This window comes from Novosphingobium sp. JCM 18896, from assembly GCF_025938095.1.
Classification (GTDB): Bacteria; Pseudomonadota; Alphaproteobacteria; order Sphingomonadales; family Sphingomonadaceae; genus Novosphingobium.
This window is the reverse complement of record NZ_JAPCZF010000011.1, coordinates 34,966-59,859: the sequence shown is the minus strand read 5'-3', so window position 1 is coordinate 59,859 and position 24,894 is coordinate 34,966. Positions and strand designations below refer to the sequence as shown.

At 60.8% G+C, this 24,894-nt stretch carries 29 protein-coding genes; 17 read left to right on the top strand and 12 right to left on the bottom strand.

Annotated features, from left to right (window positions below; all coding sequences use genetic code 11):
• Positions 1 to 1,007 precede the first annotated feature (1,007 nt).
• The 3 genes from OLX23_RS24190 to OLX23_RS24180 all read right to left on the bottom strand — a co-directional run bounded on the left by OLX23_RS24190 (position 1,008) and on the right by OLX23_RS24180 (position 2,625).
• Positions 1,008 to 1,160: a hypothetical protein gene (locus OLX23_RS24190; protein ID WP_264447906.1), complete on the bottom strand. Its 153-nt coding sequence runs from the start codon at positions 1,158 to 1,160 to the stop codon at positions 1,008 to 1,010.
• 176 nt (positions 1,161 to 1,336) lie between these two features.
• A complete protein-coding gene (locus tag OLX23_RS24185) occupies positions 1,337 to 2,092 on the bottom strand; it encodes a Crp/Fnr family transcriptional regulator (protein WP_264447905.1) in 756 nt (251 codons plus the stop codon).
• A 329-nt stretch (positions 2,093 to 2,421) separates the two neighbouring features.
• A complete protein-coding gene (locus OLX23_RS24180) occupies positions 2,422 to 2,625 on the bottom strand; it encodes a hypothetical protein (protein WP_264447904.1) in 204 nt (67 codons plus the stop codon).
• A gap of 1,030 nt (positions 2,626 to 3,655) precedes the next feature.
• Between OLX23_RS24180 and OLX23_RS24175 the strand changes: the two genes are divergently transcribed.
• Together OLX23_RS24175 and htpG are read left to right on the top strand one after the other, a co-directional pair.
• A complete protein-coding gene (locus tag OLX23_RS24175) occupies positions 3,656 to 4,117 on the top strand; it encodes an outer membrane protein (RefSeq protein WP_264447903.1) in 462 nt (153 codons plus the stop codon).
• A gap of 460 nt (positions 4,118 to 4,577) precedes the next feature.
• Positions 4,578 to 6,464: a molecular chaperone HtpG gene (htpG, locus tag OLX23_RS24170; RefSeq protein ID WP_264447902.1), complete on the top strand. Its 1,887-nt coding sequence runs from the start codon at positions 4,578 to 4,580 to the stop codon at positions 6,462 to 6,464.
• Between the two features lie 244 nt (positions 6,465 to 6,708).
• Here the strand turns inward: htpG and OLX23_RS24165 are convergent, their stop codons facing one another.
• Both OLX23_RS24165 and OLX23_RS24160 read right to left on the bottom strand, forming a co-directional pair.
• Positions 6,709 to 6,921, bottom strand: coding sequence for a hypothetical protein (locus OLX23_RS24165; protein ID WP_264447901.1), 213 nt, complete (start codon positions 6,919 to 6,921; stop codon positions 6,709 to 6,711).
• 124 nt (positions 6,922 to 7,045) lie between these two features.
• The gene (locus OLX23_RS24160) at positions 7,046 to 7,522 is read right to left on the bottom strand and encodes an Hsp20 family protein (protein ID WP_264447946.1); all 477 of its coding nucleotides are present in this window, start codon (positions 7,520 to 7,522) and stop codon (positions 7,046 to 7,048) included.
• A 397-nt stretch (positions 7,523 to 7,919) separates the two neighbouring features.
• Here OLX23_RS24160 and OLX23_RS24155 point away from each other — a divergent pair, with 397 nt between their 5' ends.
• Positions 7,920 to 8,414, top strand: a complete 495-nt coding sequence (locus tag OLX23_RS24155) for a DUF892 family protein (protein ID WP_264447900.1) — start codon at positions 7,920 to 7,922, stop codon at positions 8,412 to 8,414.
• A gap of 481 nt (positions 8,415 to 8,895) precedes the next feature.
• Positions 8,896 to 9,099 (top strand): hypothetical protein, encoded by a 204-nt coding sequence (locus OLX23_RS24150; protein ID WP_264447899.1) that lies wholly within the window; start codon positions 8,896 to 8,898, stop codon positions 9,097 to 9,099.
• Between the two features lie 53 nt (positions 9,100 to 9,152).
• Here the strand turns inward: OLX23_RS24150 and OLX23_RS24145 are convergent, their stop codons facing one another.
• Together OLX23_RS24145 and OLX23_RS24140 are read right to left on the bottom strand one after the other, a co-directional pair.
• Positions 9,153 to 9,818 (bottom strand): RES family NAD+ phosphorylase, encoded by a 666-nt coding sequence (locus tag OLX23_RS24145; RefSeq protein WP_264447945.1) that lies wholly within the window; start codon positions 9,816 to 9,818, stop codon positions 9,153 to 9,155.
• Between the two features lie 17 nt (positions 9,819 to 9,835).
• Positions 9,836 to 10,222 carry an MbcA/ParS/Xre antitoxin family protein gene (locus tag OLX23_RS24140; RefSeq protein ID WP_264447898.1) on the bottom strand — a complete coding sequence of 129 codons (387 nt, stop codon included), beginning with the start codon at positions 10,220 to 10,222 and terminating at the stop codon, positions 9,836 to 9,838.
• A gap of 237 nt (positions 10,223 to 10,459) precedes the next feature.
• On the opposite strand from OLX23_RS24140, the gene OLX23_RS24135 reads away from it, so the two are divergent.
• From OLX23_RS24135 to OLX23_RS24125, 3 genes are all read left to right on the top strand, one after another.
• On the top strand, positions 10,460 to 11,575 hold the full coding sequence (locus tag OLX23_RS24135; protein WP_264447897.1) for a DNA topoisomerase IB: 1,116 nt from the start codon (positions 10,460 to 10,462) through the stop codon (positions 11,573 to 11,575).
• Positions 11,576 to 11,681: 106 nt separating this feature from the next.
• The gene (locus OLX23_RS24130; RefSeq protein WP_264447896.1) at positions 11,682 to 12,605 is read left to right on the top strand and encodes a Ku protein; all 924 of its coding nucleotides are present in this window, start codon (positions 11,682 to 11,684) and stop codon (positions 12,603 to 12,605) included.
• The gene (locus OLX23_RS24125; RefSeq protein ID WP_264447895.1) at positions 12,602 to 12,853 is read left to right on the top strand and encodes a hypothetical protein; all 252 of its coding nucleotides are present in this window, start codon (positions 12,602 to 12,604) and stop codon (positions 12,851 to 12,853) included. The genes OLX23_RS24130 and OLX23_RS24125 overlap by 4 nt, the downstream gene beginning before the upstream one ends.
• A gap of 5 nt (positions 12,854 to 12,858) precedes the next feature.
• Here the strand turns inward: OLX23_RS24125 and OLX23_RS24120 are convergent, their stop codons facing one another.
• On the bottom strand, positions 12,859 to 13,107 hold the full coding sequence (locus OLX23_RS24120) for a KTSC domain-containing protein (RefSeq protein WP_264447894.1): 249 nt from the start codon (positions 13,105 to 13,107) through the stop codon (positions 12,859 to 12,861).
• 112 nt (positions 13,108 to 13,219) lie between these two features.
• Here OLX23_RS24120 and OLX23_RS24115 point away from each other — a divergent pair, with 112 nt between their 5' ends.
• Positions 13,220 to 14,137 carry a GNAT family N-acetyltransferase gene (locus OLX23_RS24115; RefSeq protein WP_264447893.1) on the top strand — a complete coding sequence of 306 codons (918 nt, stop codon included), beginning with the start codon at positions 13,220 to 13,222 and terminating at the stop codon, positions 14,135 to 14,137.
• A 76-nt stretch (positions 14,138 to 14,213) separates the two neighbouring features.
• Entirely contained in the window at positions 14,214 to 14,399 is a 186-nt protein-coding gene (locus OLX23_RS24110) for a hypothetical protein (RefSeq protein WP_264447892.1), read from the top strand.
• 390 nt (positions 14,400 to 14,789) lie between these two features.
• Here OLX23_RS24110 and OLX23_RS24105 read toward each other — a convergent pair whose 3' ends face one another.
• Positions 14,790 to 15,212, bottom strand: coding sequence for a response regulator (locus OLX23_RS24105; RefSeq protein WP_264447890.1), 423 nt, complete (start codon positions 15,210 to 15,212; stop codon positions 14,790 to 14,792).
• 277 nt (positions 15,213 to 15,489) lie between these two features.
• Positions 15,490 to 15,735: a hypothetical protein gene (locus OLX23_RS24100; protein WP_264447888.1), complete on the bottom strand. Its 246-nt coding sequence runs from the start codon at positions 15,733 to 15,735 to the stop codon at positions 15,490 to 15,492.
• Between the two features lie 193 nt (positions 15,736 to 15,928).
• On the opposite strand from OLX23_RS24100, the gene OLX23_RS24095 reads away from it, so the two are divergent.
• The gene (locus OLX23_RS24095) at positions 15,929 to 18,046 is read left to right on the top strand and encodes an NAD(+) synthase (protein WP_264447886.1); all 2,118 of its coding nucleotides are present in this window, start codon (positions 15,929 to 15,931) and stop codon (positions 18,044 to 18,046) included.
• Between the two features lie 88 nt (positions 18,047 to 18,134).
• Here the strand turns inward: OLX23_RS24095 and OLX23_RS24090 are convergent, their stop codons facing one another.
• Together OLX23_RS24090 and OLX23_RS24085 are read right to left on the bottom strand one after the other, a co-directional pair.
• The gene (locus tag OLX23_RS24090) at positions 18,135 to 18,317 is read right to left on the bottom strand and encodes a hypothetical protein (RefSeq protein WP_264447885.1); all 183 of its coding nucleotides are present in this window, start codon (positions 18,315 to 18,317) and stop codon (positions 18,135 to 18,137) included.
• A gap of 305 nt (positions 18,318 to 18,622) precedes the next feature.
• Positions 18,623 to 19,216, bottom strand: coding sequence for a class I SAM-dependent methyltransferase (locus tag OLX23_RS24085; RefSeq protein WP_264447883.1), 594 nt, complete (start codon positions 19,214 to 19,216; stop codon positions 18,623 to 18,625).
• A gap of 451 nt (positions 19,217 to 19,667) precedes the next feature.
• Between OLX23_RS24085 and OLX23_RS24080 the strand changes: the two genes are divergently transcribed.
• The 7 genes from OLX23_RS24080 (at position 19,668) to OLX23_RS24050 (ending at position 24,534) form a co-directional block, all read left to right on the top strand.
• Entirely contained in the window at positions 19,668 to 19,829 is a 162-nt protein-coding gene (locus OLX23_RS24080; protein WP_264447881.1) for a hypothetical protein, read from the top strand.
• An 81-nt stretch (positions 19,830 to 19,910) separates the two neighbouring features.
• Positions 19,911 to 20,531: a cysteine hydrolase family protein gene (locus tag OLX23_RS24075; protein WP_264447879.1), complete on the top strand. Its 621-nt coding sequence runs from the start codon at positions 19,911 to 19,913 to the stop codon at positions 20,529 to 20,531.
• A 337-nt stretch (positions 20,532 to 20,868) separates the two neighbouring features.
• On the top strand, positions 20,869 to 22,752 hold the full coding sequence (gene ligD / locus OLX23_RS24070; RefSeq protein WP_264447878.1) for a DNA ligase D: 1,884 nt from the start codon (positions 20,869 to 20,871) through the stop codon (positions 22,750 to 22,752).
• Between the two features lie 10 nt (positions 22,753 to 22,762).
• Positions 22,763 to 23,563: an exodeoxyribonuclease III gene (xth, locus tag OLX23_RS24065; RefSeq protein ID WP_264447877.1), complete on the top strand. Its 801-nt coding sequence runs from the start codon at positions 22,763 to 22,765 to the stop codon at positions 23,561 to 23,563.
• Positions 23,564 to 23,672: 109 nt separating this feature from the next.
• On the top strand, positions 23,673 to 23,855 hold the full coding sequence (locus OLX23_RS24060) for a DUF3606 domain-containing protein (RefSeq protein WP_264447876.1): 183 nt from the start codon (positions 23,673 to 23,675) through the stop codon (positions 23,853 to 23,855).
• A gap of 176 nt (positions 23,856 to 24,031) precedes the next feature.
• Positions 24,032 to 24,295 carry a hypothetical protein gene (locus OLX23_RS24055; protein ID WP_264447874.1) on the top strand — a complete coding sequence of 88 codons (264 nt, stop codon included), beginning with the start codon at positions 24,032 to 24,034 and terminating at the stop codon, positions 24,293 to 24,295.
• A 68-nt stretch (positions 24,296 to 24,363) separates the two neighbouring features.
• A complete protein-coding gene (locus OLX23_RS24050) occupies positions 24,364 to 24,534 on the top strand; it encodes a hypothetical protein (protein WP_264447872.1) in 171 nt (56 codons plus the stop codon).
• Positions 24,535 to 24,894: the final 360 nt, after the last annotated feature.

Below are 24,894 nucleotides of genomic sequence, written 5' to 3'. Positions count from 1 at the left end.
CTTTCCTCGCGAGGGAAGTCGAGGACTTTCCGGCGCAGGCGGGCACGATAGCCGACTCTTAGACGCTGCGGTTGAGATCGATTAGTATCATCTTTCGCAAAAACACTTGTCCAACTTAACCAGTGTTAATGCAGGTGCTTTCCCGTGCGGCAGACTTATCGGCATCACGAAAGGATGGGAACAAGCACGTGATGACCCCGGAAGACAGAGCTTACTACATTAGTCGGCGCGACGAATGGTTGGCACGCGCTCGGAAAGCCGGAGACCCCCGGGCCACTAAAGAATATGCCTATATGGCGGAAAGGTACGATCGGCTCGCAAATTCCGGCCAGGATCTCGGTCATCCGATCTGATCGCTTTCCTCGAAAATCGTGAATTCTAACAGCGAACGCTGCCCGATCGGACCGTTCGAGGAGCTGCGTCGAGCAGCACCGGCCGTGGGTTCCTCCTCTAGACTAATGGGACAACTGCCAGACAACCCGAAGGGGGTGCGCTAATTGCACGCCTATAGGGAGCCCCCGGTTCGACGCCTGTTGCAATGCAAAGCTCTGAATCGAAGCGCACTGCTCCCACCAAACGATGCTGGCTGGATCAAGCCGTCTGCACGAGTGACCGATTTGAAGGACCCCAAGACGCCCCTCCACACCGTCGGCTATTTTCGGCGAGTATCGAAGTTCGCCCCGACATTCCTCCCGGGAACGGTGCGATTTCGCCGTACCTCATTCGCTGTGGGGCTTGGGATTAGTGTCGCGTCCGCGCTCTACGAAAAATTGTCCAGAAACTTGGATCGGACCTCCGCTGGCGCAAAGTGAACAGGTACCGATTTTCTTGCCAGAGGTCTGCCTCGATCATTTGTGCTCTGAGGGCGGCATCGATTGCGCCACCGGCATCGACGTCATAGAACTCGACGGCGAACGCCTCGGGATGATGAGCTGAAATGAGCCTGAATAGCGGCATGGGGTCCAACGCCTAGCTGAGGACGAAATGCAGCGGATAGCTCGTCACCATCAATGCCCGGTGTGCGGATCATGAAATTGAGCGAGCCGATCGCGCTTTCGTTTCAGCAACCCCTCAAGCACGGCTTTCTGAGCGGCCGCCGGCGAGTCCGACAAGGAGCGTTGAAGCCGGTAGATGTCCGCCTCGATGATCCACTTGTCCATCGCGAGGTCCTCCTTTCCAAGTGCGAGACCAACGAACCTTTTGAAGCACATTCACATTGGCGGCGTTTTGCCCTAGGTTATCTGCCAGCTCGCCTCGTCGATATAATTGCACATGCTGCGCCTGTTGGCTCTGAGCGCTCACCCCGGGCGGCGGTACTCATCGCTGAGATGGTTCGTCAGCTTGCGAGAGCTCGAGGCCCCTCTGGATGGAGATAGAGCGGCTGAAACTGGGCGAAGTGCGCCAAGGCGTCCCAGTCCGGTATGACGACACGGGTTCTGTCGAGATGCAGTAAGCCCATTTCTCGCAGCCATTTCAGGCTCCGACATACGTGTACCACCGTGAGACCAAGGGCGTCCGCCAGATCAAGTTGTGTCATCGGCAGTCGATATTCGCTACGGGGACTGAGCCCGGCTGCTTCGGATTTGTAGCCTAGTTCCAACAGAAGATGACCGGTCCGCTCACGAGCGCTTCGCCGACCAAGGTTGAGGCTCCACTCGCGGAATATCGAGGCGTCAACCATAGTGTCGAACCAGAATGATCGACCAATTTCCGGAAAGTCTTCCGCGACTTTCAGGATGGCACGCTCACTGACCTTCACCACGAATGACGGTTCATGGGTGCGCAGCGTGTGATCGGCCACGATCAGAAGCGCCGATTGCAGATCGACGAGATCTCCCGCGATATGGAAAGACACGATCTGTCGCCCGCCGCTCGGCAAGAGCTTGGAGCGACTGACCGTGCCGCTCTCGATGAAGCTGCAACCTCTTGTCCTTTCGCCTTCCCGGACGATGTCGGTACGGGTCTCGATCGCTTGTCTTTGATAAGGCATTGCGAGAAACGCTTTGCGGGCCTCGGATGAAAATCGCCCTCGGCGCTCCAATTTTGCCAGCGGTGGACTGAGACAGTGACTGGTCGCAAGAGAATTGGACATATCGGCTCCCTGCGGGTCGGGAGCACGGTAGTCTCTCAGCCGCCGACAGACCGAGGATATTGTCCGGCGATATTAGTTAATGCAGGGCGATGATCTATCGTTCCAACTCGGATCAGCTCTCGGCGAGTGCGGATATCTAAGGTGCGAGGAATGCTACGCAATAAATTCCATCGAGCATGAACGCGAGCCAGCGATATACCCGAAAAGGTCGACAGCTATCAGGGCGGACGATCTGGACGGTGAAAGGCCGGTTCGTCGGCGCTCGCCAACCAGCTTCAAACCCATCGAAAGCACGCGCGGCGAATGGCTACCGTGTTGGGAACCGCTTTCTAATGAAGTGATCCAAGCTTTATCGCCTGGACCACTTCGGCCGCTATCTCCAGCTGATCTTCCGAGGTCAGCTCGTTACCATCGATGAAATTCAGCTCGTAGCCCTGCCCGACGATCACCTGGAAACCAACGATGATGTCGTCGGCCCAGGCCAGCTGAGACTCACGGAATATGACCCATTTCCGGCGAGGATCGAAGTGCATGCAAAAGCGCGTAGGCGCGAACGATGAAGTCTAAGTTTACTTACCCTGAGCACGCCCTCGGCGAACCCCTCGCGGTCGCTGTAAAAGGGTGGCAGCGACACTGCGGGGAACCAAGGGCATCCTGCACTCGACGGATTCAGATCTAAGCTTTCGATCGTTTCCCAGATCGAACCGCTTTCCGCTGGCGGCTGGCACCTTCGTCCTGCGGATCATGGCTGCTAACCCAACTTTCAACCTCCGCCCTGCTCCACCGTCCTCGCGAGCCTTCCCGACGCGGCGGAAACAGCCCAGCGCGCATAAGCATCGAAAGGCGAGCAGGACCTATGCCGGTGAGCCCGACGACCTGAAATATCCCGATCAATTCCTTCTGCGCTTCGGTCATGGCTTCAAGATAGGTGCGGAATTCGTCTAGCGCGAGCCCAAGCTCAAAATTCCCCATAGGATGTCACTCAAGCCTCGATCCACACGACTGGAAGCGGCCGAGCCCGACGAAAGAGTGCGCTTCGGCAGCTGAGTTTGATGGATCGTTCGACTGCGACAGGTTCCACCCCCCATCGAGGCGCATGACGTCGCCCATCGATTTTCGCACTTGCAAAAAGCTAACCTAGGTGAGAAAGGGCCATCGCCATTCAGGCATCATCTCCCATAACTAATGTGGCTCGGTCTCTTGGCCGGGCCTCTTTTTCAAATAGAGCTTAGCTCTAACGACGAGCCAGCCAGGTCAGATTGGTAGAGCCCTGAGACCCCGGCAATGTCATCGACAGATTTCTCGCTTGAGATGCGGTTTTCTTAATCCACTCGCGCAGACCTGCGTCTGAAACATGGCTCGCCCCCCCGCTCCATACGATAATTCGGACGTCTGTGCTTAACGACCGACACGGGACGCCGATCGGTTACTGTTGCCGCACCGCAACATTCATCCTCAAATTTTGAGGAGACGAGCAGCGCCCTGTTGCCCCAGGAAACATGGCCGCCTAGCCGGCAGCCGCCCCCGCTACGAAGAAGGGGCACGTTTTCAGGAGTTTATGTAATGCGTACTGCTGTTCTTTCGCTGCTCGCTTCGCTTGCCGTGGCTTCGCCCGCTCTCGCCAACGAGGCGCGTGTCGAGGCCCGTGGCGGCATCATCTGGGACCAGGGTGACGAAGAAGCCATCGCTGGCATCGCTGCGGGCTACGACTGGGATCTGGGTGGCAGCACCTTCTTCGGCGTCGAGGCCTCGGCCGACAAGATCCTGACGGACAACACGCGCGTTGCCTTCGGCTTCGGTGGCCGCCTCGGCGCCAGGGTCGGCGAGGCCGGCAAGGTCTATGTCGCATCGAGCTACAATACGAAGCCCTGCCGCCTGTGCGAGGATTCGGTCAGCCTGGGTGCCGGCTACCAACACAGCTTCGGCCAGAGCCTCTATGGCAAGGTAGAATATCGTCACTTCTTCGTCGGCAACGGCTTCAGCGATCCTGATGCCGTCGTCGCCGGTCTCGGCGTGAAGTTCTGATACTTCACGTTCGAGTATCGATGGAGCGTCCGGGGGGAACGCTCCAGACGGGACGGGCCTCTTCCGCAAGGAAGAGGCCTTTCTTGTGGGAATTTGCGAGCCGTTCCAGTCTGCGGTGCATACCGCAATGATCGGTGGAACGGCCACCAGGGAACCCCGCAAGTCTGTCCCATTCCCTTATTACCGCGCGGCCGCTCGGCAGGCGACGCTCGTTCGCTCCATACGGCGGCATCGTTCGCGAAAACTGACCCTATCACCCCCACAAATTCCATTCCTGAGCATTCATCCATGCGATCTTCCCCGTTATCGGGGAACGGCAGTCCAGAGCCATGCCGTTTGACCGAATTCCCGACGCGACCTGAGAAGGTCCACCTTCGGATGACATCGCGCTGCACCCAACCTTGAAATGGGAAACGGCGCCAACCAAATGCGCGCGCGAACCACAGGAGAGCGATTACCTATGACGACGATGAGCGATGCCGCGCCCGAAACCCGTTCCTTCGAAGCCGATGTCTCCAAGCTGCTCCACCTCATGGTGCACTCGGTCTATTCGGACAAAGACGTCTTCCTTCGCGAGCTCGTCTCGAACGCGGCCGACGCCTGCGAGAAGCTGCGCTACGAGGCAATCGCCAAGCCTGAACTGTTCGGCGACGATCCGCAGCCGCGCATCACCGTCACGCTCGATCCGGACCAGCGGCAGCTAACGATCGAGGACAACGGCATCGGAATGAGCGTGGAAGAGATGAGCGAGGCTCTCGGTACGATCGCGCGATCGGGCACCAAGGCGTTCATGGATCAGATCGCGGCCGGAAAGGACCGCGAGGGGAGCCAGCTCATCGGGCAATTTGGGGTCGGTTTCTATTCCGCGTTCATGGTCGCCGATAAGGTCGACGTAACGTCCCGCCGCGCCGGTACCGAGAGTTCGGCCATGTGGTCGTCTGATGGCCTTGGCACTTATACGATCAGTGAGGCCGAGCCAGATGCGGCGCCGGTGCGCGGAACACGGGTCTTGCTCCATCTCAAGGAAGATGCTGCCGACTACGCCCAGCGCCTCACTGTTGAGCACAAGATCAAGGCGCAATCAGGCCATGTCCCCGTACCCATTTTCCTGCGCGAGAAGGGCGATGCCGAGCCCGATCAGATCGCCGACGGCGCGGCCCTCTGGACCCGCTCCAAGTCCGAGATCAGCGAAGAGGAATACGCCGACTTCTATCGTACAAATGCCGGACAGTTCGATGCGCCGGCGCTGATCCTGCATTACCGCGCTGAAGGCACTCACGAATACAACGTCCTGGCCTTCGTACCCGAGTCCAAGCCTTTCGACCTTTTCGACCCTGACCGCGCCGGGCGTATGAAACTCTATGTTCGCCGTGTCTTCATCACAGGCGAGGCACAAATACTGCCCCGCTATCTGCGGTTCGTGCGCGGGCTCGTCGATTCCCAGGATCTGCCGCTCAACGTATCGCGCGAGATGATCCAGGAAAGCCCGGTACTCGCGGCCATTCAAAAAGGCGTGACGAACAGAATCCTGAGCGAATTCGAAAAGCTCGCCCAAAACGACACCGAACGCTATCTCAAGATCTGGGAGAGCTTCGGGGCCGTTCTGAAGGAAGGGATTTACGAAGATTACGCACGCCGTGAGACTCTGCTCGGTCTCGCACGCTTCAGGTCGACCGCGGGGAGCGATTGGCGCTCGCTCAAGGACTATGTGGCCGGGCTCAAGGAAAACCAGACCGCGATCTATTATGCGGTGGGTGCCGATCTCGATCGCCTGGCCTCCTCCCCGCAACTTGAAGGCTTCCGCGCGCGCGGCATTGAGGTGCTCCTGCTGGCCGATCAGGTCGACAGCTTCTGGGCCTCTTCGGGCGTGGACTACGAAGGCAAGCCCTTCAAGTCGGTGACCCAGGGCCTATCCGACCTCAGTCTCATCCCGCTGCCGGAGGGCGAACAGGCTTCCGACGAAACCTCGAGCGAAGTCGCCTCGTTCATCGACTTCGTAAAAGAGGCGCTCGGCGACGCCGTCTCCGACGTCCGCGCATCGGAGCGTCTGACTGAAAGCGCCGTCTGTCTCGTCGCGCCCGACACCGGTCTGGACCGCCAGCTCGAGCGGTTGCTCGCCAATGCGGGCCAGCTCGGTCAGGCGAGCAAACCCGTGCTTGAGATCAATCCGCGCCACGAACTCGTGACGCGTCTCAGCGCGCTAGCGGAAAGCGACAAGGACTTGCGCGAGGACGCTGCCCACCTTCTGTTTGATGAGGCCCGCGTCGCGGACGGCGAACTCCCGGTCGACCCACGCGCCTTCTCGGCACGGCTTGGCCGCATTCTTCTGCGTGGCATCAGCGGGTAAGCGGTTTGGGGCTGGCAGCATTGATCACCCGCCAGCCCCCCCGTCTAGCGACCGCCTCAGGTCGCCGTGCAATCGGCTAACAGGTCGCGAGACCATTGCTCGATCTGATCCCCGACGAGGAGGCAAAGCCTCTCAATCCGGGCCACCTCATCGCGAGGCGCGCTGTCGGATCTCGCGCGATCGAGTTCGGCCGTGAGACGCGAAAGCTCCTGCCGCAAATATCCCAGGAACGCGTCCGGCATCGTCAGCCCGTCCCGCTGTCGAGATTGCGCAGAGCATCCATGACATCGCTGAGCCGTAGCGGGCGCGAGGCCTCTGGCGGTTGGCGAAGGTCGGGGCGACTCTCGACCGCGTTCGCATCCGATGCCCAGGACGCAAGGATCGCTCGCTTGACCTCAGGCTCGAGCTGTGGATGGCGGACGACGTCGAAGGGACTGTTGAAATGGGAGAGGGTCATGGAAGCATGCCTCCTTTCTTGCATTTCCTCTTCCTGATTGCGATTGGTCGGCCGCAAGGGTGCGACCGCGGATAGGCTTGCCGGTCCGCCGGAAGCGAGATCGGCAAGCCATGGTTTTTTGGGATCAGGCCGCGTCGCGCGCCTTGTCCTTAGGACCCTCGATACGATCATTGGCCGGTCGGCCGCCAATCTCGATGCGCCGCGGCTTCATCGCCTCGGGCACGACACGTTTGAGAGCGATCGTGAGCAACCCGTGCTCAAAGCTCGCCGCTCCGGCCTCGATGAAATCGGCAAGCTGGAAGCGGCGCTCGAAGTCGCGCGTCGCGATACCGCGGTGAAGGTAATCGCCCTCAGGTTCTGCCTCCGAGCGCTTGCCCGCGACCGTGAGCAGGTTCTGCTGAGCAACGATCTCGATCTCATCGGGCCGGAACCCAGCGACCGCGAGGGTGATCCGATAGGTGTCCTCGCCGTCCTTGACGATATCAAAGGGCGGATAGCCCTCGACCGTGTCGGCGCGTGAGCCCGTCTCGAGAAGGTCGAAAAGGCGGTCGAAACCCACCGTGGAACGCCGGTAGGGGGCAAAGTCAAAGTTCGTTCTCATTTCCAAATCCTCCGCTTGAAGCAATTCGGACGTGAGATGCACCGGAACACAGAGCCGGTGCCCTCCATGTCCACCGGACCCGAACGAGGCATCCGGCAGCCGATAGCTAATTTTGATGAGGTGACTTTCAAGATCCGCGATGCAGTCCATCAGCAAAAAATTGCCGGCCGACCGCATTGCCGCTGGCGGCTCTCATCGGACTTCATTCGATCGGAAATCTCCTCCTCAGTTCACCTGCTCGCCAAAGGCCGATCTCGTGCGTCAGAATGTGCTTTGTGAGCGCCGTGCTCCCAAATCCCAATCGGTAGGCGCGCTCCCAATTCGAGCGCCAGCGACACGGAAACTCCAGGTCCTGCCAGGCGTTAGCACTCGTCGCACAGGCAATGGGTGAAACAGAGTGACCGACGTTCGAGATGGGCGGGGCTTGCTGATCCTAGCCATAAAAGATCTCGCGGACGCTGAGGCGGCACAAGTCGAGCGCCTGCCGCGGGTGCGCGAGCATGCTCGGGATCCCGCATTGGTTCAGTTCATCGAACGGGACGAAAGTCGGAGCAAAGATCAGCGGCAAGCTTTAATCTCGATCGCTCGGGAGATGAGCGCGGAAGCAGAGGGCGTTCGCAATATATGGATGCGAGCGATCCTCGACGACGCTGACAATGATGCCAAGACCATCATAACCGGTCCTCTGCTCGACATTGCGCTCGCCGGCGCCCTGCGAAAGGGAAAGCAGTCTGAGCGGGTCAGCTACGAGACGGCTATCGCTTTGGCGAAGACACTGAAGATGAGTAGCTCTGCAGAGGCCCTCACCGCTATCCGTGACGCGGAGAACCAGGCCGATGAGGACCTTTCTGTAATCCTGACGCGCCTCTGCGGTGATCTTTGCAGCAAATAGTCGGGATCGGACAGGCAACGATTTCCAAGGCCGATGGATCAGGCAAACCAAAGCTTTGGGCACGGCGGTCCCACTGGCATGGCGCTCTGCTGGGGCCGCTCTGACGGCGGATAGCAAGCCCTCTCCGCCGGGCTCGGTGGCTTGGATGGGCAATCGCCGAGATTACCCGACACCGCGTGATTGCTTACGAGCATTGGCAACGGCCGCGCAGCCTGCATAGAGCAGGGCGACTTAGCGCACAAAGTCCCGGACATGGGATGAGCGACAGAAAACCTTGATCGCCTGGAGCAGGGCTATGACGCCTTGTCTAGAAGACCTTTGTCGTGCCGCGCTTTGCGATGACGAAGCGCGTCCGCGGTGCGCCTGTCGGTGACGGAGCGCGCCGATTTCTTGCGAGCGCTGTTACTCGCGAACTGAAGCCGCGCCGGCAGCGGGAACGCAAACTCCGTCACCGCCGTTTAGCGAGGCGAAGGATAGCGCCATGACCCGACCGGTGATTTCCAGAAGCATTGCTGCGACCGACTGCGGTGACGAAATGTCCAAGCGAAGATTTGCGCGGCGCCACGGTCTTTCCGCCACCCAGGTCGATGACCTGTGCCGACGCGTCGGCAGCGGGCAAGCGGCGCTCGAAGCGGCTCTGGAACTGATGAAGCTATACACCGCACCAGCGAAGGCATGCGCCTGATCGAGCGGCGCGCGGGAGGCCTTGCCTGATCGTCACGGCCTATGACGTGACCGTCAGGCAAGCTGGCTCTTCTCGTAGACCATGGCAATCTCACGACCATCCCAAACATAAGCGAGATGCCGCTCCTGACGGCAATTTGCCAGTAGGCGGGGTCGGAACACCGCGGCGCATTCGCCCCCACCGTGCCGCACGCTCGCGTAGACGATCCCGTCGGATCCGGCCGCTCGAAGTTCGCAAGCGAGCTCCTGCGAGAGCGCATAGCTCGTCTCGTGATAATAGCCGGGATGGCTTTTTCTCATGACGCGAATGTCGTGGAGATCGGCGGCGAGATCGGCGGCGTAGACGCGCATGTCGAGATCCTGCGCGGGCTCGTCGGTCGCGGCCATGAAGCGTTTTCGATGGAAGCGCGTCTCGGCGATCGCCGTCTCAAGCGAGTCCCCGGCGTAGAACACGCCGTAAGTTCCGTCGGTAAAGCGGTCCCCAACAGGATTGAGATGGGTGAAGGCAGCCATGATTGGCGAGGTTCCAGGACCCGATATACGGTCTTCTGGCGCAACGAGCCCGATGTCACCGGCCTCCTCGCGCAAGCGGTCGTTGGTCATCGCCTCGATGGCGAAGACCGCCTCGAGGTCGGCCGGGTCGGCGACGGCTTCGAATAGGGCGATCGGCGGAAAGCGGCTGGGAATGATCCGATAGCAGGGCCGCCACCGGACGGCCATCACGGGCGGCGTCACGGTCAGCCGCGCTGGGCGTCGACGTACTGGCGCACGACATAGAGGTCGGCGACGTTGCCAGACACCATCCTATCCAGGGCCGAGCGCCCGCCAAACGGCGCGGCCTGGTTGGGCCGGCGCACCCATTCGTCGGCGCTTTGCGGCAGAAGAATGTGCAGCCCCTTATAGATGCCAAAAACGTAGGAAATGCGCTCTATGGCGTCCTTGGGAATGGCCGCGACCGCGCCGCGTTTCCACGACTGGAACGTCGAGCGACTGTCGAGCCCAAGGAGGCGCATCTGTTCGCGCTCCTTCAGGCCCCAGGCCTGCGCAATGCGGAAGAACGTGCGCAGGGCCGGTCCACTCAGATCCCGGCGCTCTGTAGTCGTGACCTTCGAGGCGCTCCCCATAGGTTTACTCCTTGAGCAACAATCTGTTCACTTTGCACTCAAATGTCAATATATGTTCAAAATATAAACAATGACAGGCGTGGCCGAACCTGGAGATTTCGCCCAAAGCGGCCTGCCTGAAGCGCGAGAATTGTCCACACTTGTGGCAACGTTCTTTCGGCTGAGCCCTTGCAGGCGGCAATGGCTTCAAAACCGATTGTCGGGGAACGCTGCCGGCTTCCGAACGATACTGTTGCCATGAAAGCTCAAGAGGAAGCGGCGGACGAGATCAGCGAAGCAGGCGTGATCGTCGATGCGCAGGAGGCCGCCGAAAATGCGGGCCTCTTCTATGTAACCGACGATAGTCCCGGGATCACCCGGCAGACCTTTCGCGGCAAGTTCCGATACCGTGACGCGAAGGGCAATGCCGTTGCGGACGCGAAGACGCTCCAGCGCATTGCGTCGCTCGCCATCCCGCCCGCCTACACCGACGTCTGGATCTGCCCCAAGGCAAATGGCCATATTCAAGCGACCGGACGGGATGCCAAAGGCCGCAAGCAATATCGCTATCACGCCCGGTTCCGCGAGGTGCGCGACAGCACGAAGTACGAACATATGCTCGATTTCGCCAAGGCGCTGCCGGCGGTGCGCGAGCGGATCGACGCCGACTTGAAAAAGCGCGGGCTACCGCGCGAGAAAGTTCTCGCCGCCGTGGTGCATTTGCTTGAGACGACGATGATCCGCATCGGCAATGCAGACTATGCGAGGAAGAACAAGAGTTACGGCCTAACCACGCTCCAGGACCGCCACGTCACCATCGACGGCGCCGAGCTACGCTTCAACTTCAAGGGCAAGAGCGGAAAACGGTGGAAGCTCAAGCTCAAGGATCGACGGATCGCGAAAATCGTGAAGGCGAGCCAAGATCTGCCAGGGCAACATCTCTTCCAGTATCTGGGAGATGACGGCGAGCAGTATGAGGTCACGTCGGGCGATATCAATAGCTACCTCAAGGAGATCTCCGGGACCGACATCACTGCCAAGGACTTCCGTACCTGGAATGGGACGGTGCTCGCCGCCCTCGCCCTGGCTGAGTACGAGAAAGTCGACAGCGAGGCTGCGGCCAAGCGTAATGTCCGTGCAGCCATCGAGGCCGTCGCCTCGCGTCTTGGCAACACGCCGACGGTCTGCCGCAAATGCTATATCCACCCGGAAGTCTTCGAGAGCTACTTGAGCGACGAGCTGGTGCTCGAAGCGAGGGACGCGGTCGAAAAGGAGCTGCGGGAAGACGTCTCACGGCTCCGCCCCGAGGAAGCCATCGTCCTTGCGTTTCTGCAGCGCCGGCTTGAGGACAAGACCAAGGTTCCAGCGCTTTGAATGCCCTAGTTATGCCCTCGCGACAATGATGCGCGAAGTTGCCCCGCTCTCCCCGGGAACGAGACCACATTTCCCGAATTAAGCGACTCTAGCCAAGGAGAAGCGCATGGCTGCCCGCCCCTATTGGAAGGGTCAGATCCGACTGGCCCTGGTATCGATCCCGGTCGAAGTCTATTCCGCGACGAAAAGCGGAGCGACGATCGCCTTCAATCAGATTCACGAGCCTTCGGGCAAGCGGATCAAGTACGAGAAGGTCGTACCCGGCATCGGCCCCGTGGACGTGGACGAGATCGTCAAGGGCTTCGAATATGCCAAGGGCGAATACGTGCTGCTGGACGAGACCGAAATCGAAGGCGTGAAGCTCGAGAGCAGGAAGACGCTGGAGCTCACGCAGTTCGTCGATGCCCAGGACATCGACATGATCTACTTCGAGAAGCCCTATTACGTCGTGCCGGCCGACGACCTCGCAGAAGAAGCCTTCATCGTGCTGCGCGAGGCACTGCGCCGCAGCCGCAAGATCGGTCTTGGCCAGCTCGCGATGCGCGGGCGCGAATATGTCGTGTCGATCAAGGCTTGCGGCCGCGGCCTAGTCATGGAGACGCTGCGCTATGCCGATGAGGTACACAAGGCCGCGAGCTACTTCCGTGATATCGCCGATAGCGACCCCGATGAGGAACTGCTCGACCTTGCGACGACCCTGATCGACAAGAAGACTGGAAAGTTCGACGCGAGCGAATTCCACGACCGCTACGTCGATGCGCTCAAGGAGCTCATCGAGCGCAAGAAGAAGGGCAAGACCCTCAACATCGAGGGAGACGACGGCGAGAAGGAGACGCGCGGTAACAACGTGATCGATCTCATGGCGGCGCTCAAGAATTCGCTCGGTGCCGGCGACAAGGGCAGCGGCGCGAAGAAAACTGCGGCGAAGCAGGCCGCGAAAAGCACCGGCAAGACCGCGGCGAAAAAGCCGGCATCCAAAAGCACCGCTGCCAAGTCGCCCGCCCGGTCCACTGCCCGAAAGCGCGCATGAGGGACGTGAGTTCGGCGAACGATGCAGACGACGACGCGGCTTTCGCAGAAGGGGCCATCACGCTCTGGGGAAATCTCCTGACATTGATCGGACTGCAACTTCTCGAGAGCGGCACGGCGCGCGAAGACGTGCTGGAAATGCTGACGATGCTCCACGAGACGAACCAGGAGACCCTGCGCTCGCCGCGCGCGCGAGCCTCTGCCTCTCGCCACCTCATGTCGGTCTACCGCGCGTTAGCCGAAGCGTGATGTGTTCACGCATTGGGTCCGAAGCGTCGGCGCTCGGGATCCCGGCGGCAGCGGAAGCGACCTTTGATCTGAGTGTTGAAGAAAGCGCCCACGGAAACCGCCTTGCACAAGGCGTCGAAAACTTGCGCCGGAACATCATAGTAGACGTACTTTCCGGTTTGCTTGAACGAGAGGCACAGGCTCTGCGCGTCCTCGTCATAGGCGGCTCTCTCTATCATCGACGATTGCTTGAAACGGCAGGCGCGCATGCCCATGCAGCGAAAAAGCGACTCGAGCGTTCCCGTGCCGAGCGGCCAGCCGAATCGATCTCACGCCCAAACGAGTCGGAGGTGGATGTCGGAGAGCCCGGCCCCGCAAAGGTGACGCATGGCAGATGATATTGCCCAAAGTCTGAAGGAGATGGCGAAGCACCGCGGGTTCAAGCTCGTCAAGTCCCGACGCCGCAAACCCGGGGCGGGCGATTTTGGCAAGTTCGGCCTCACCGACGATAAGGGCAAGGAGCTCATCGGTTTCGGGAGGGAAGGTTTGTTGACCGCCAGCGCCGAGGACATCGAAAGCTATCTGCGGGTGGGCGCCTTGAACACTTGGCAACAATCCGCACGCATCACACCCGACAAACCATCGCCCAGAGCCAAGCGTGACCTCGTCGCCGAGGAAGCGCGGCCTGCGATCCGCCCCCGCGCGAAGCGCGGCACCGCACCCGCCCCGCCCCGCGCCACCGCGGCATCTTCGAGCCAGACGCGCCCGAACGCGAAGTCGGGTACGCCGCGTGGAGGGCACGAGGGGCCGCCGCGCACAAAGCCCAAACTTGAGATCGTCCGCAGTGCCCCGGTGCTGGCTCTCCGTCCCGCCAAACCCAGCGATGCCGCTCAGGTAGCGCGGCTGCTTTCCCAGCTTTCGGGGACCGCTCCCGATGCAAAAACAGTGGCACGCAACTTGGCAAACTTGCGCAAAGCCGGTGGCGATATGCATCTGGCCGAGTTCGGCATCGTTGCCGGCTGCATCGGCTGGTCCGTGATCGTAACGCCGCATCGCGGAAATATCGGCCGCATCACTCTGCTCGTCGTAGACGAGGCTCATCGCCGGCGCGGCTTCGGCGCGAAACTGCTGGGCCTTGCCGAAGCCACACTCGCCAAGAGAGGGTGCATTCTGCTCGAAGCCATGAGCGATATCGACATTCGCAACTCGCATAATTTCTTTCGAGCGCAGAATTTCGACCAGACCAGTTACCGCTTCGCGCGCGCCATAGGAAAGCCGGCCAAGGCGCAAACCGAAAAGGCCTGACCAAGTCCGCGGCGGCGCGAGCGGGAACTGGCGACTTGGCTTGCCGTTCTACCTTGGCAACACAAGGAACGGCACGATGGACCGAGATCCCAGCGAGAACCACCTCGATCCCGTCGAGCGGCAAACGCCCTCCACCGGCGAAAACGACACCGGCGATGTGGGCGATGAAGCCGCGCGGATCATGAACGAACGCCGCGAAAAAGGCACCGAGCCCAAGCAAGCGCACCAACCGGTCCAGACCAAGAAGACGCCGCGCCCCTGAGCAGGGGTCAGTTCCTAGCGGATGAATCCACCACGGAGAAACTATGGGCGGCGATAGCGAGTGCGAGGCCAACGGCACCGGCGATATCACCTGCACCACGCGTACACCCTATCGTCGCTAGCCAGGCAGTCGACAGGTCGCGGCAGAGAGCAGGTCTAGAGCGACGTAGCGGCACTGCGGAGCCGGTGGAAGATCGCCGTCGAACTTTGTTGAAGCGCCGCATGAAGGTGCACCCGACATCGCTTCGACAAGAGACGAGGCCCGCAACGACGCGCATCCTCATGAGGGCTAATGGTTCAAGAGCTGTCGCCGGACCAAGACCATTCGCTAGAGCCTGACGCCGCTGAGCCGCTCAATGCCAGCCAGGCTGGTTGATGCTGAAGTGCATCCTCAGGCGTGCGCCTGGAGCGCTGTTTCGACCGCGTTCAGGAGACTGACCTCGCCGAAGGGTTTGGCGAGAAATATTGTCCCCGGCGCATTGGCGGCGGCTTCGGCCGGCATCCGCCCCGAGGCGACGATAACGCGTTTGGCCGGCCACCGGCGGCGGATTTCCGAGACCAGTCCCAGTCCGTCCAGCGTACCGGGCATGATGACATCGGTGATGACCGTGGCGATATCTTCCCTATGCCGCAGCACGCCCAGTCCCTCGTCGGCCGAGCCGGCCGTGATCACGGGGAAGTCATGGTCACTCAGCATTTCAGACACGGTGATCCGGACCAGCGGGTCGTCCTCAACAACAAGAATGGTCGGCCGAACCGACATTTGCTTCTCTCCCAAGGTCTTATGTCTTCTGAACTCTAGCGTCTTGGACATGGATCCGGATCTAACGGGTGTATGGTTGGAGCGAGACGTGAGACGATGGATAGAGGCGATACACCCAGCAAGCTCATTCCTATTCGCGGACAACGCTCTCGGATCGCCAGCCCGCATCCCGTGCCGGGTCATCAATCTGGTAGCAGCCCGCCCCGCGCTCGTTGCACAGCTGGCGGCTCGGTTGGCGCCCGCAGTCCGTGGAACTCCCCACGTGCGTGGCGCCGGCTGGGCGGAAGTCTTGGGCACCGACGGTCTCAAGGGTCTTGGCGCCCCCTGGTCAGGTGAAGCGGTTGGCGGCCGGTGGATCGCTAGCGGGATAACTTTCATCGCTGGCCTGGTCGACCTTGTCCCATTCGGGAGGGTCGCTTGCCATGGCCTCGGGCCCTGCATTTCGCACTTCCACGGGTCCCGGGGTCGATTCCCCCGCAGCGAAAGCGGCGCGCAGCGGCTCTTTTTCCCGGTTGATGTAGCGGTAGATGCCATAGGCGACGGCAGTTGCGAATGCGATTTTGAACAGGGCCATCGAACCTTCCCATTATCGGTTGTCCTCCCGAAACGCAGTCATGGCCCGAAGGTTCGCGAGAGCGCTCTTTCGCCTGCGACATTTCCTGCTCTCCCGGATGCTGGAACGCTTGCCGCGCTCCCCGGTTCGTAAAGAGCAAAGTGCGCCGATGGAGAACGGTATGGGTCCCGGACGACAAGCCCCAGGAACGAATGTGTCGGCTTCGCCAGACTTTCATTCGCCGTACCGCCACGGGTTCGTTCGTGTTGCCGCTTGCCAACCACTATGCGCGGTCGCGGATCCTGCGTTCAATCTCGCCGAGACGCTGAAGCTTGCCCAAGCGGGCGATGGGCAAGGTGTCGCCCTCATGGTCTTCCCCGAACTGGGGCTCAGCGCCTATGCGATCGATGACCTGTTTCTTCAGCAAGCCTTGCTGGACGACGTCCAGGCCAGGCTCGGCGAACTGATCGAGGCGTCGAGAAATCTCAACCCAGTGCTCCTCGTCGGGGCACCTATCCAGAAAGCTGGACGCGTCTACAATTGCGCTGTCGTCGTTCACCGCGGCACGGTGCTGGGCGTTGTACCCAAATGTCATCTGCCCAATTATCGCGAATTCTACGAAAAGCGCTGGTTCGCCTCGGGCCGCGAGGCCTCGGGAGAAATCAAGGTCGGCGGCAGGCTAGCCCCCTTTGGAATGGACCTCCTCTTTGCCGCCGACAGCCTTGAGGGTTTCGTCTTTCACGTCGAGATCTGCGAAGATTTGTGGGCGCCCGGGCCACCCAGTGATTTCGGAGCGCTCGCGGGCGCGCTCATTCTCACGAACCTCTCCGCGAGCAACATCGTCGTCGGCAAGTCGGACAGCCGCCGGCTCCTGTGCCAGACCCAGTCCGGACGCTGCTGGGCCGCCTATGTCTATGCTGCCGCCGGCTACGGCGAATCCACCACCGATCTTGCCTGGGATGGGCAGGCATGCATTTACGAGCTTGGCGAGAAACTCGCCGAATCGTCTCGCTTTGCGATGACCTCGCAGATGATCGTGGCGGACATCGACACCGAACGCCTGCTTCTCGAGCGCGCGCGTACCGGCACCTTCCATGGTGCCGCGGTGTTCCACGACAATCCCGAGCGGCGCTTCCGCCGGATACCCTTTCACTTCGATGTACCGAATGGGGTCACCGGGCTCGTGCGGGCGCTGGACCGCTTCCCCTTCGTGCCCGACGATCCCGCGCGGCTCGACGAGGACTGCTACGAGGCTTTCAACATTCAGGTCAGCGGTCTCGCCAAGCGTCTCGAAAGCGCCGGCATTGAGCGTGTGTGTATCGGCGTCTCGGGTGGGCTCGATTCGACCCATTCCCTGATCATCGCAGCGCGCGCTTTCGATCTCTTGGGACGCGACCGCACGGATATCCTGGGGTTCACCATGCCCGGCTTTGCCACGGGCGAGCACACCAAAGGCAACGCTCTCGCGCTGATGGATCACCTTGGCATCACCGCCGAGGAGATCGATATTCGGCCGCTCGCGATGGAAATGCTGAAGAGCCTCGGACATCCTTATGCCTCGGGCGAACCCGTTTATGATGTGACGTTCGAGAACGTACAGGCTGGCCTGCGCACCGATCTTTTGTTTCGTGCGGCCAACCAGCGCCAAGGCCTTGTCCTGGGCACCGGTAACATGTCGGAAATCGCTCTGGGCTGGGCCACCTATGGCGTCGGCGACCAGATGAGCCACTACAATGTCAACGCCGCGGTGCCCAAAACGTTGATCCAGCATCTGATGCGCTGGGTGATCGGTCATGACCTTTTCGGCAGTGCGGTAAATCAAACGCTCCAGAGCATCCTCGACACGAAGATCTCGCCCGAACTGGTGCCGCAGGCCGCCGAGGGTCTTCTTCAGAGTACCGAGGACAAGATCGGGCCTTACGAACTGCACGACTTCTCGATCTTCTATCTCACGCGCTTCGGGCTCAGCCCGTCGAAGATCGCGTTCCTGGCGCACCAGGCTTGGCGGGACGCCGCGAACGGAAGTTGGCCGCCGGGTCTTCCCGAGAATCAGCGCCGCGCCCATGGGCTCGGCGCCATACGGAAATGGCTCGAAATCTTTCTCTACCGGTTCTTCACTATCAGCCAGTTCAAGCGATCCGCCATGCCCAACGGCCCGAAGGTTACAACGGGCGGATCGCTTTCACCCCGCGGAGACTGGCGAGCGCCATCCGACGGCAACGCGCGGCTCTGGATCGACGAACTCAAACGCAATGTTCCGTCTGAAGACGGCGACAAGGAATCCGCCGGTGATGCGCCTACCCAAAGCCTTGGCAAGCCAATCGTGCGGTGACGCTTCAATGTACGTGGTCCGCCTAGTGCGCCGGCAGCGCCGGTGATCTAGATAGACACGGGCAGCTCAACCCGACCACCGGACTCCATCAGCTTCCGTTCGCTCGCTGAGTGTCCTCGTCGTTCAGCTCTTTGCGCAACTTGCGGGCACCTTCGTCGGACCGCTTCTTGTCGCGAGCGCTTTGCTTGCGTGTGCGAATCGTCACGAAGATGATCACAGCGAGGAGTATTGCAGGGCCGATTATGTTGAAGGATGCATAGAGCGCTTCCATGATTGTCATCTCCTTTTCCAAAACAAAGATCGGGAAGAGGAGAGCGTTCCCCCACTGCCCGACATGTGTTCGTCACACGGGACGGGCGTTGGGCGTTCGACATCTGGCAGCAGCGCCTTTCGAACGCGTTCGGCGGCTTGACTCGAGGATGAAGGCAGCGAGTTACACCGAGACTGCGGTGTCGCTGCAGGTCACCCTCGTTTCCTATCGATTTGAGGCCGCAACGGCCGCTGCTTGCGACCGGACCGAGATAGCCAGGGGGCATGGCATACCCAAAGCGACGCCTGCATCGTCTCGCTGGCCGCCTATCGCGCCGCCATCAAAGCCCCCAGCCGCTTGCCCCTCGCCCAGTAGAGATGGCACGGCGGTATATTCCACCATTCGTAGCTCGAGCGCAGGCTTGCGAAATGGCGTTTCAGAAGCGGCCGGATAGCCCTGCGCATTTGATAGGCTGCCAAAACACCGGAAGATGACAAGGCCCGGGCTGACTCGCGCATGATCGCGTCTGCCTCGTCCGGCTCGAGGGTCGAGAATGGCAGACCGGTTAGGATGCAGTTGGCCTTCTTGAGACCTTGCTCGGCGAGGTGGCGATTGACGTCTTGCGCCGTACCTCGCACGACGATCAACCGATGATCATCGCAGCTATTGCGAAGCGCCTCGACGAAGCCTTCTCCCGTCTCGATCGCGAGAAGTGTGGCATCGCTGCGCATTCGCTTCAGCGCTTCGAAGGTGAAACGGCCTGTTCCAGGCCCATATTCCACCAGAACCCCGATCCGATGCCAGTCGAGCGGGCCCAGCATGCGCCGAACCATGCGCGCGCTCGCCGGGACGGCCGAACCGACCATGTCCGGACGGCGAACGAACTCCGAAACGGCAACCCAAGCAGAACCCTGCGTCATCGATCTCTCCTTGATAGCAGGATAACGATGCGCATGGTCGGAGGTTCGCGCGGCAAGCGGAGATGATCTCATTTGACCAGGAGAATCCCGCTGCGCGGCCTCGCGGCCCACTTTGCGCGTTCCTACACTCCATCCACGACGTTGTGGCCTTGTCTTGATTGGGAGCAGGCCCGGACATCCATGACGAAGGCGGGGCAGGCTTTGTTCGAATGCAAGAGCTGAAGATCTTTTCGCCCAGGTTCCGTCGCGTGGCGACTGCGTAGTGACATCACGACGGTGATTGCGCGGGATAGCCGCCCTGCTCCTGCGTCATATCGCTTGGCGGTGATTGCCGGCGTGCGCGATCGTTCAAAAATTTACAGTCCGCTGCCCGGGCGCACTTGGGGAACGGCTTGGTCAATTGCCCTCACCACCTTTGGTAGATCTGACGAGGCTGAGACGGCGATATCGCATGTCCGGCAAGATCTCAGAAAAATGGCCGGTCTTGCGCTGGCACGCGATTTTGCGGGATCGCCTGCAGGCGGCGTCCCGACTGCGCAGGCCTGCTCGCACATTGATGCGGATTTCTCCGGCCGAGCCTTGGCACGAAGATCGGTCAGGCTCGTTTTTGTGATGCCAGGCTATGCCAGACCTTAGAAGGACGAAGGTCCCGAATGAATAGGCGAGATGCTGACAGCGAGATGGAGCGAAGGCCATGCAGACCCGAACCGGGGACCAAGACAAGGCGCCGCTGGCGCCTGCACGCGATCACGATTGCGGCCGAAGCGCACTTCTGATCATCGATATGATCAATTGCTTCGACTTTCCTGGCGCTGAGAAAGTTCAAGCCAAGGCGATCTTCGTGGCCGAAGCTATTCTTGGCATCAGGGCGGCTTTCGAGCGGCGCGGACAGCCGGTCATCTACGTGAACGACAATTTCGGAGAATGGCATTCGGAGCGATCGCGTCTTGTCGAAAGAGCTTTGTCACACCCCAACCCCGTGGTGGAAAAGCTTCAGCCGAGGGATGAAGATTACTTCGTGCTCAAGCCGCAATTCTCCGGGTTTTATGCGACGAACCTTCCCGTCCTCCTGCCGAAGCTCGGCGTCGACCGGCTGGTTTTGACCGGCATCGCCACGGATATTTGCGTGCTGTTCACGGCGGCCGATGCGCACATGCGCGACTACCCACTCTGGGTTCCGCGCAATGCCGTTGCCGCAGAAACGGCGAAGCACGACCAATGGGCACTTTCCATTATGGAAAAGAGCATGGCCGCGCAGACGGCATCCACCCAGGACCTCGATGTCGAAACATGGCTCGACAAGGCATGGACGTGACCGAACGGCGGCCCTGGTATGTCGAGATTCGAGCACTCTTCAACAAGCCTCGGCGCTGTTGCCGACCGTGCTGACGGCTTCATCGAGCCGGCTCTTGGCGCCGCTAAAACTTTTTGTCCCATATGCGATCGGCGGGTCTTAGCCGAGCGCAATGCGAAGCAACCTGTGGGGCGCGGGTGCCTAGTCACCATCCATGACAAAAATCTCTTCAGACCCGGTGATCGTGAGGGCAACCTCACTCACAGTTTCAACCGCAGCATCTCCACTAGGGGCCAGGGTGGCACGACAAGTCCCACGCGCGCTGGAACGAGTATCGGCGTGGAGGCATTTCCCCAGGATGAGTGCCGAGAATTCACCGTCCAACGGCCCCAAGCGCCGCCGGGCCGACCGAATTACTGATCGGGGCTCGCGGCCGCCGGCGTTTCGGCCGCCGCAACTCGCATCGCTGGTCGATACCGTTCCCGCCGGAAACCGCTGGCTTCATGAGATGAAGTATGACGGTTATCGCATTCTGCTTGCGGTGGGCGGCGGCGAAGCAAGAGCCTACACACGTTCGGGGCTCGACTGGTCAGACAAATTTTCGGGTTTGATCGAGGCGGCTGAAGACCTCGGCGTTCGTACGGCTTTGATCGACGGCGAGGCGGTCGTCCTCGATCCGGAAGGTCGATCTAATTTCCAGGCTCTGCAAGGGGCGCTGAAGAGCGCCCCGGAAAGCATCGAGTTCTATGCTTTCGACCTCCTCGAACTCGATGGCGAGGATTTGACGCCCTTGCCTCTGGTCGAACGCAAGAAGCGCCTTGCCAAGGTCGTAACCGGGGCGAACAAACGCCTGCGCTATTCCGATCACATCGTCGGCAATGGTGAGAAACTGCTCGCCGGTTTTTGCGAGGCGGGACTGGAAGGCGTTATCTCGAAGCAGGCAGAGGGCCGCTACGTCGGTTCCCGCAATGGTGGATGGCTCAAAACCAAGTGCACCAAGCGCCAGGAATTCGTCATTGTCGGATGGACGCCTTCCGAAACCTCGCGCTTGTTCCGCTCGCTCATCCTGGCGGTGAATGACGAGGGAGAACTCAGGTATGCCGGCAAGGTCGGCACGGGCTTCGGAATAGAAGAGATACAGCGCCTTATGGCCATCATGAAGCCGCTGGAGCAATCTGCCCCGTCGGTGAAGGCGCCGCGGGCCGAAGTTCGCGGCGCCCGTTGGCTTAAGCCGAGACTAGTCGCTGAAGTCGCCTTCACCGAGATGACGAAGGAGGGAACGCTGCGCCATCCGAGCTACCTGGGTCAGCGCGAGGACAAGAAGCCTGAAGCGGTGGTGATCGAAACCGAGGCTCGCACGTCGAGCCTGCGGCCAGCGAGCGCCAGCATCAAGATCAGCAATCGCGATCGGGTCATCTTCCCCGAAAGCCAGATCACCAAGGGTGAACTCGCCGACTACTACGCCGCCGTTGCACCGATCATGCTGCCATGGCTCGGCTCCCGCCCCATGAGCCTTGTTCGCTGCCCGCAAGGTCGGGCAAAGAAATGCTTCTTCCAGAAGCATGATGCAGGCAGTTTTGGCGAGGCCGTAAGGCAAGTTGGCATCGCCGAGAAGGACGGCCACGAAGAGCCCTATCTCTACGTCGACACGCCTGAAGGCCTGCTGACCTGCGTCCAGATGGGCACGATCGAATTTCATGGATGGGGCGCGCGGATCGAGGACGTCGAGAAGGCGGACCGGCTGGTTTTCGATCTCGACCCCGACGAAGGCCTCGACTTCGAGAACGTGCGAAGCGCAGCCTTTCAGTTCCGCGACATTCTCAAGTCGATCGGACTCGAGACCTTTCCCATGATAACGGGCGGCAAGGGCGTGCACGTAATTGCGCCATTGGTGCCAGAGGCGGAGTGGCCTGAGGTCAAGGATTTCGCCCATCGTCTGGCTCAGGCGGTCGCGCAGGCCGATCCTGCCCACTTCACCGCCGCCTTGCCCAAGTCCCAGCGCAAGGGGCGTATCTTCGTCGATTATCTGCGCAATCAGCGCGGGGCCACAGCCGTCATGCCCTATAGTGCGCGTGCGCGAGAGGGCGCGCCAGTAGCGGCCCCGATCAGCTGGAAGGAAATGAAAACTATCGATGCACCCTCGCATTTCCGGGTCGGCGATGAGAAGGAACTGATCAAGCGCGCGGCTTCGAAGGCTCTGTCCGGATGGGGCCGCGCCGACCAGGTTCTTCCGGACCTGTGATCGCGCGTCGATGAAGATCGCCACTTACAACGTGAACGGCGTCAACGGTCGCCTGCCGGTGCTGCTGCGATGGCTCGGCGAGGCGGAGCCCGATATCGTCTGCCTGCAAGAGCTGAAAGCGCCCGACGAGCGTTTTCCCGAGGGGGCACTTCGGGAAGTCGGCTACGATGTGATCTGGCAGGGCCAGAAGAGCTGGAACGGCGTCGCGATCCTCAGCCGCCTAGGCGAGATCCACGAAACACGCCGCGGGTTGCCGGGGGAACCGGAAGACACGCACAGTCGCTACATCGAGGCCGCGGTGAATGGCGTACTGATCGGCGGGCTCTATCTGCCCAATGGCAATCCCCGGCCAGGGCCGAAATTCGAGTACAAGCTGCGGTGGTTCGAGCGGCTGATCTCTCATGCCCGTGAGCTTCTCGATACGGGCCTCCCCGTCATGCTCGCTGGCGATTTCAATGTCATGCCGACCGACTTGGATGTCTACAAACCAGAGCGTTGGCTCGACGACGCGCTTTTCGCCCCCGAGGTCAAGGCCGCCTATGCTCGCTTGCTCAACCAGGGATGGACCGACGCTTTGAGGACTATGCATCCGGACGAGAAAATCTACACGTTCTGGGATTACTTTCGCAATGCTTACGCCCGAGACGCAGGCCTGCGTATCGATCATCTTTTGCTAAGTCCGCCTCTGGCGAAACGTCTCGTGGCGGCCGGCGTCGACAGCCACGTTCGCGGATGGGAGAAGACGAGCGACCATGCACCCGTCTGGATCGAACTTGCCGACAAATCCTCGCGAAAAGGGCGCAAAGCTTGAGATTGAAGTTGCAGGCTGGGGGATACTCACGACCGACATTTTCAAGGATTGCTCCTGTTACGGAACCGCCAAGGCCATCGCTCTGTTGAGTTATCGAAGGAGAGCGAAAATGTCCGACGACAAGACCAAAGCGGGCCGTGACCGGGAATTCGTGGCCGGCGGCGAAGAGTACGAAGTGCGTTACTTCGCGCAAAAGCATGGTATTTCCGTCGAGCAGGCCGAGCGGCTGATCGAACAGCATGGCAACGGCCGCGAGAAGCTCGACGAAGCCGCCCGGGCGCTGAAGTCGTGACCGGCGGCGGCGCCAAGCCCGGCGCGGGCACGAGCGAGGAACCAAAGCCTGCCCCGGCGCAGGCTCCAGCCGAGGGTGATCGCGATGCCCTCCCGGACAGCCTGAAACCTGGCGAGGGCAGATCCGGCGAGACCGACGACAAGTCACAGTAGCCGGTTCGGCGCAAGGGAGCAGTCATGCCAATTTCCGAGCTCACCGCGCTCGAACGGATCGCACGGGTGCTTGCCGCCGAACACCTCAGTGCCAATGCCGAAGGTTACGAGCCTTCTGTTGCCGACGAGGTCGACGCCGAATGGATCAATTATCGCGCGATGGCGCTCGCCGTGCTCAAGACGATGCGCGAACCCGACATCGTCATGGCCAATGCGGGCGACACCGCGATCTGGACGCGCATGATCGAGGCCGCGATCGACGATTACGACGGATCCGGGTCGAATTGAAGCCAGCGGCCGAAAACATTGTCTGAGTCACAAGTTGCTGATTTAAAAAGCAATAGAGGATACCGACAATGGATGACATCGATCGCGTCGTTCGTGACGCACTCACCGATTGGCCTGATGACGACAACTTTTTCGTGGAGTGGCACAGGTTCATTCACGGCCGGCTTGCGCCGGCGAACTGGCTCCAGAGCAAGCCGAACCAGCGGGCGCTGGGCATCAGGCGCCGGCGGCATCGGTAAGGCCCTGGATGATGCTAAGGTCGAAGCGGCAGGCTTGGGCGCGGACTGCCCGCGACGATAGGCTGCGCGGACCAGAAACCAGATGGATGCCAAGCTGTGCCGTCGCCGCACCCCGCCATGCGACGGCCGCTTTTTACGTCTCGCATCATTTCGGCGCTCGCCCCGCGGGATCCTGAACGCCGCCTCACTGGCGAACCTACATGATCGGACATCTTTCGTTACGACACAGCTGCGCCGCGCCTCCGGCGCGTCGCGGGTAGGACGCAAGAAGTACGCTTTCATGCGGACAGCAGCGGATCTCGATCGGCCAAACCAGGCGCCGCTCGATCGCCACGGGCAGCAGTCGCTTGTATGCACGCC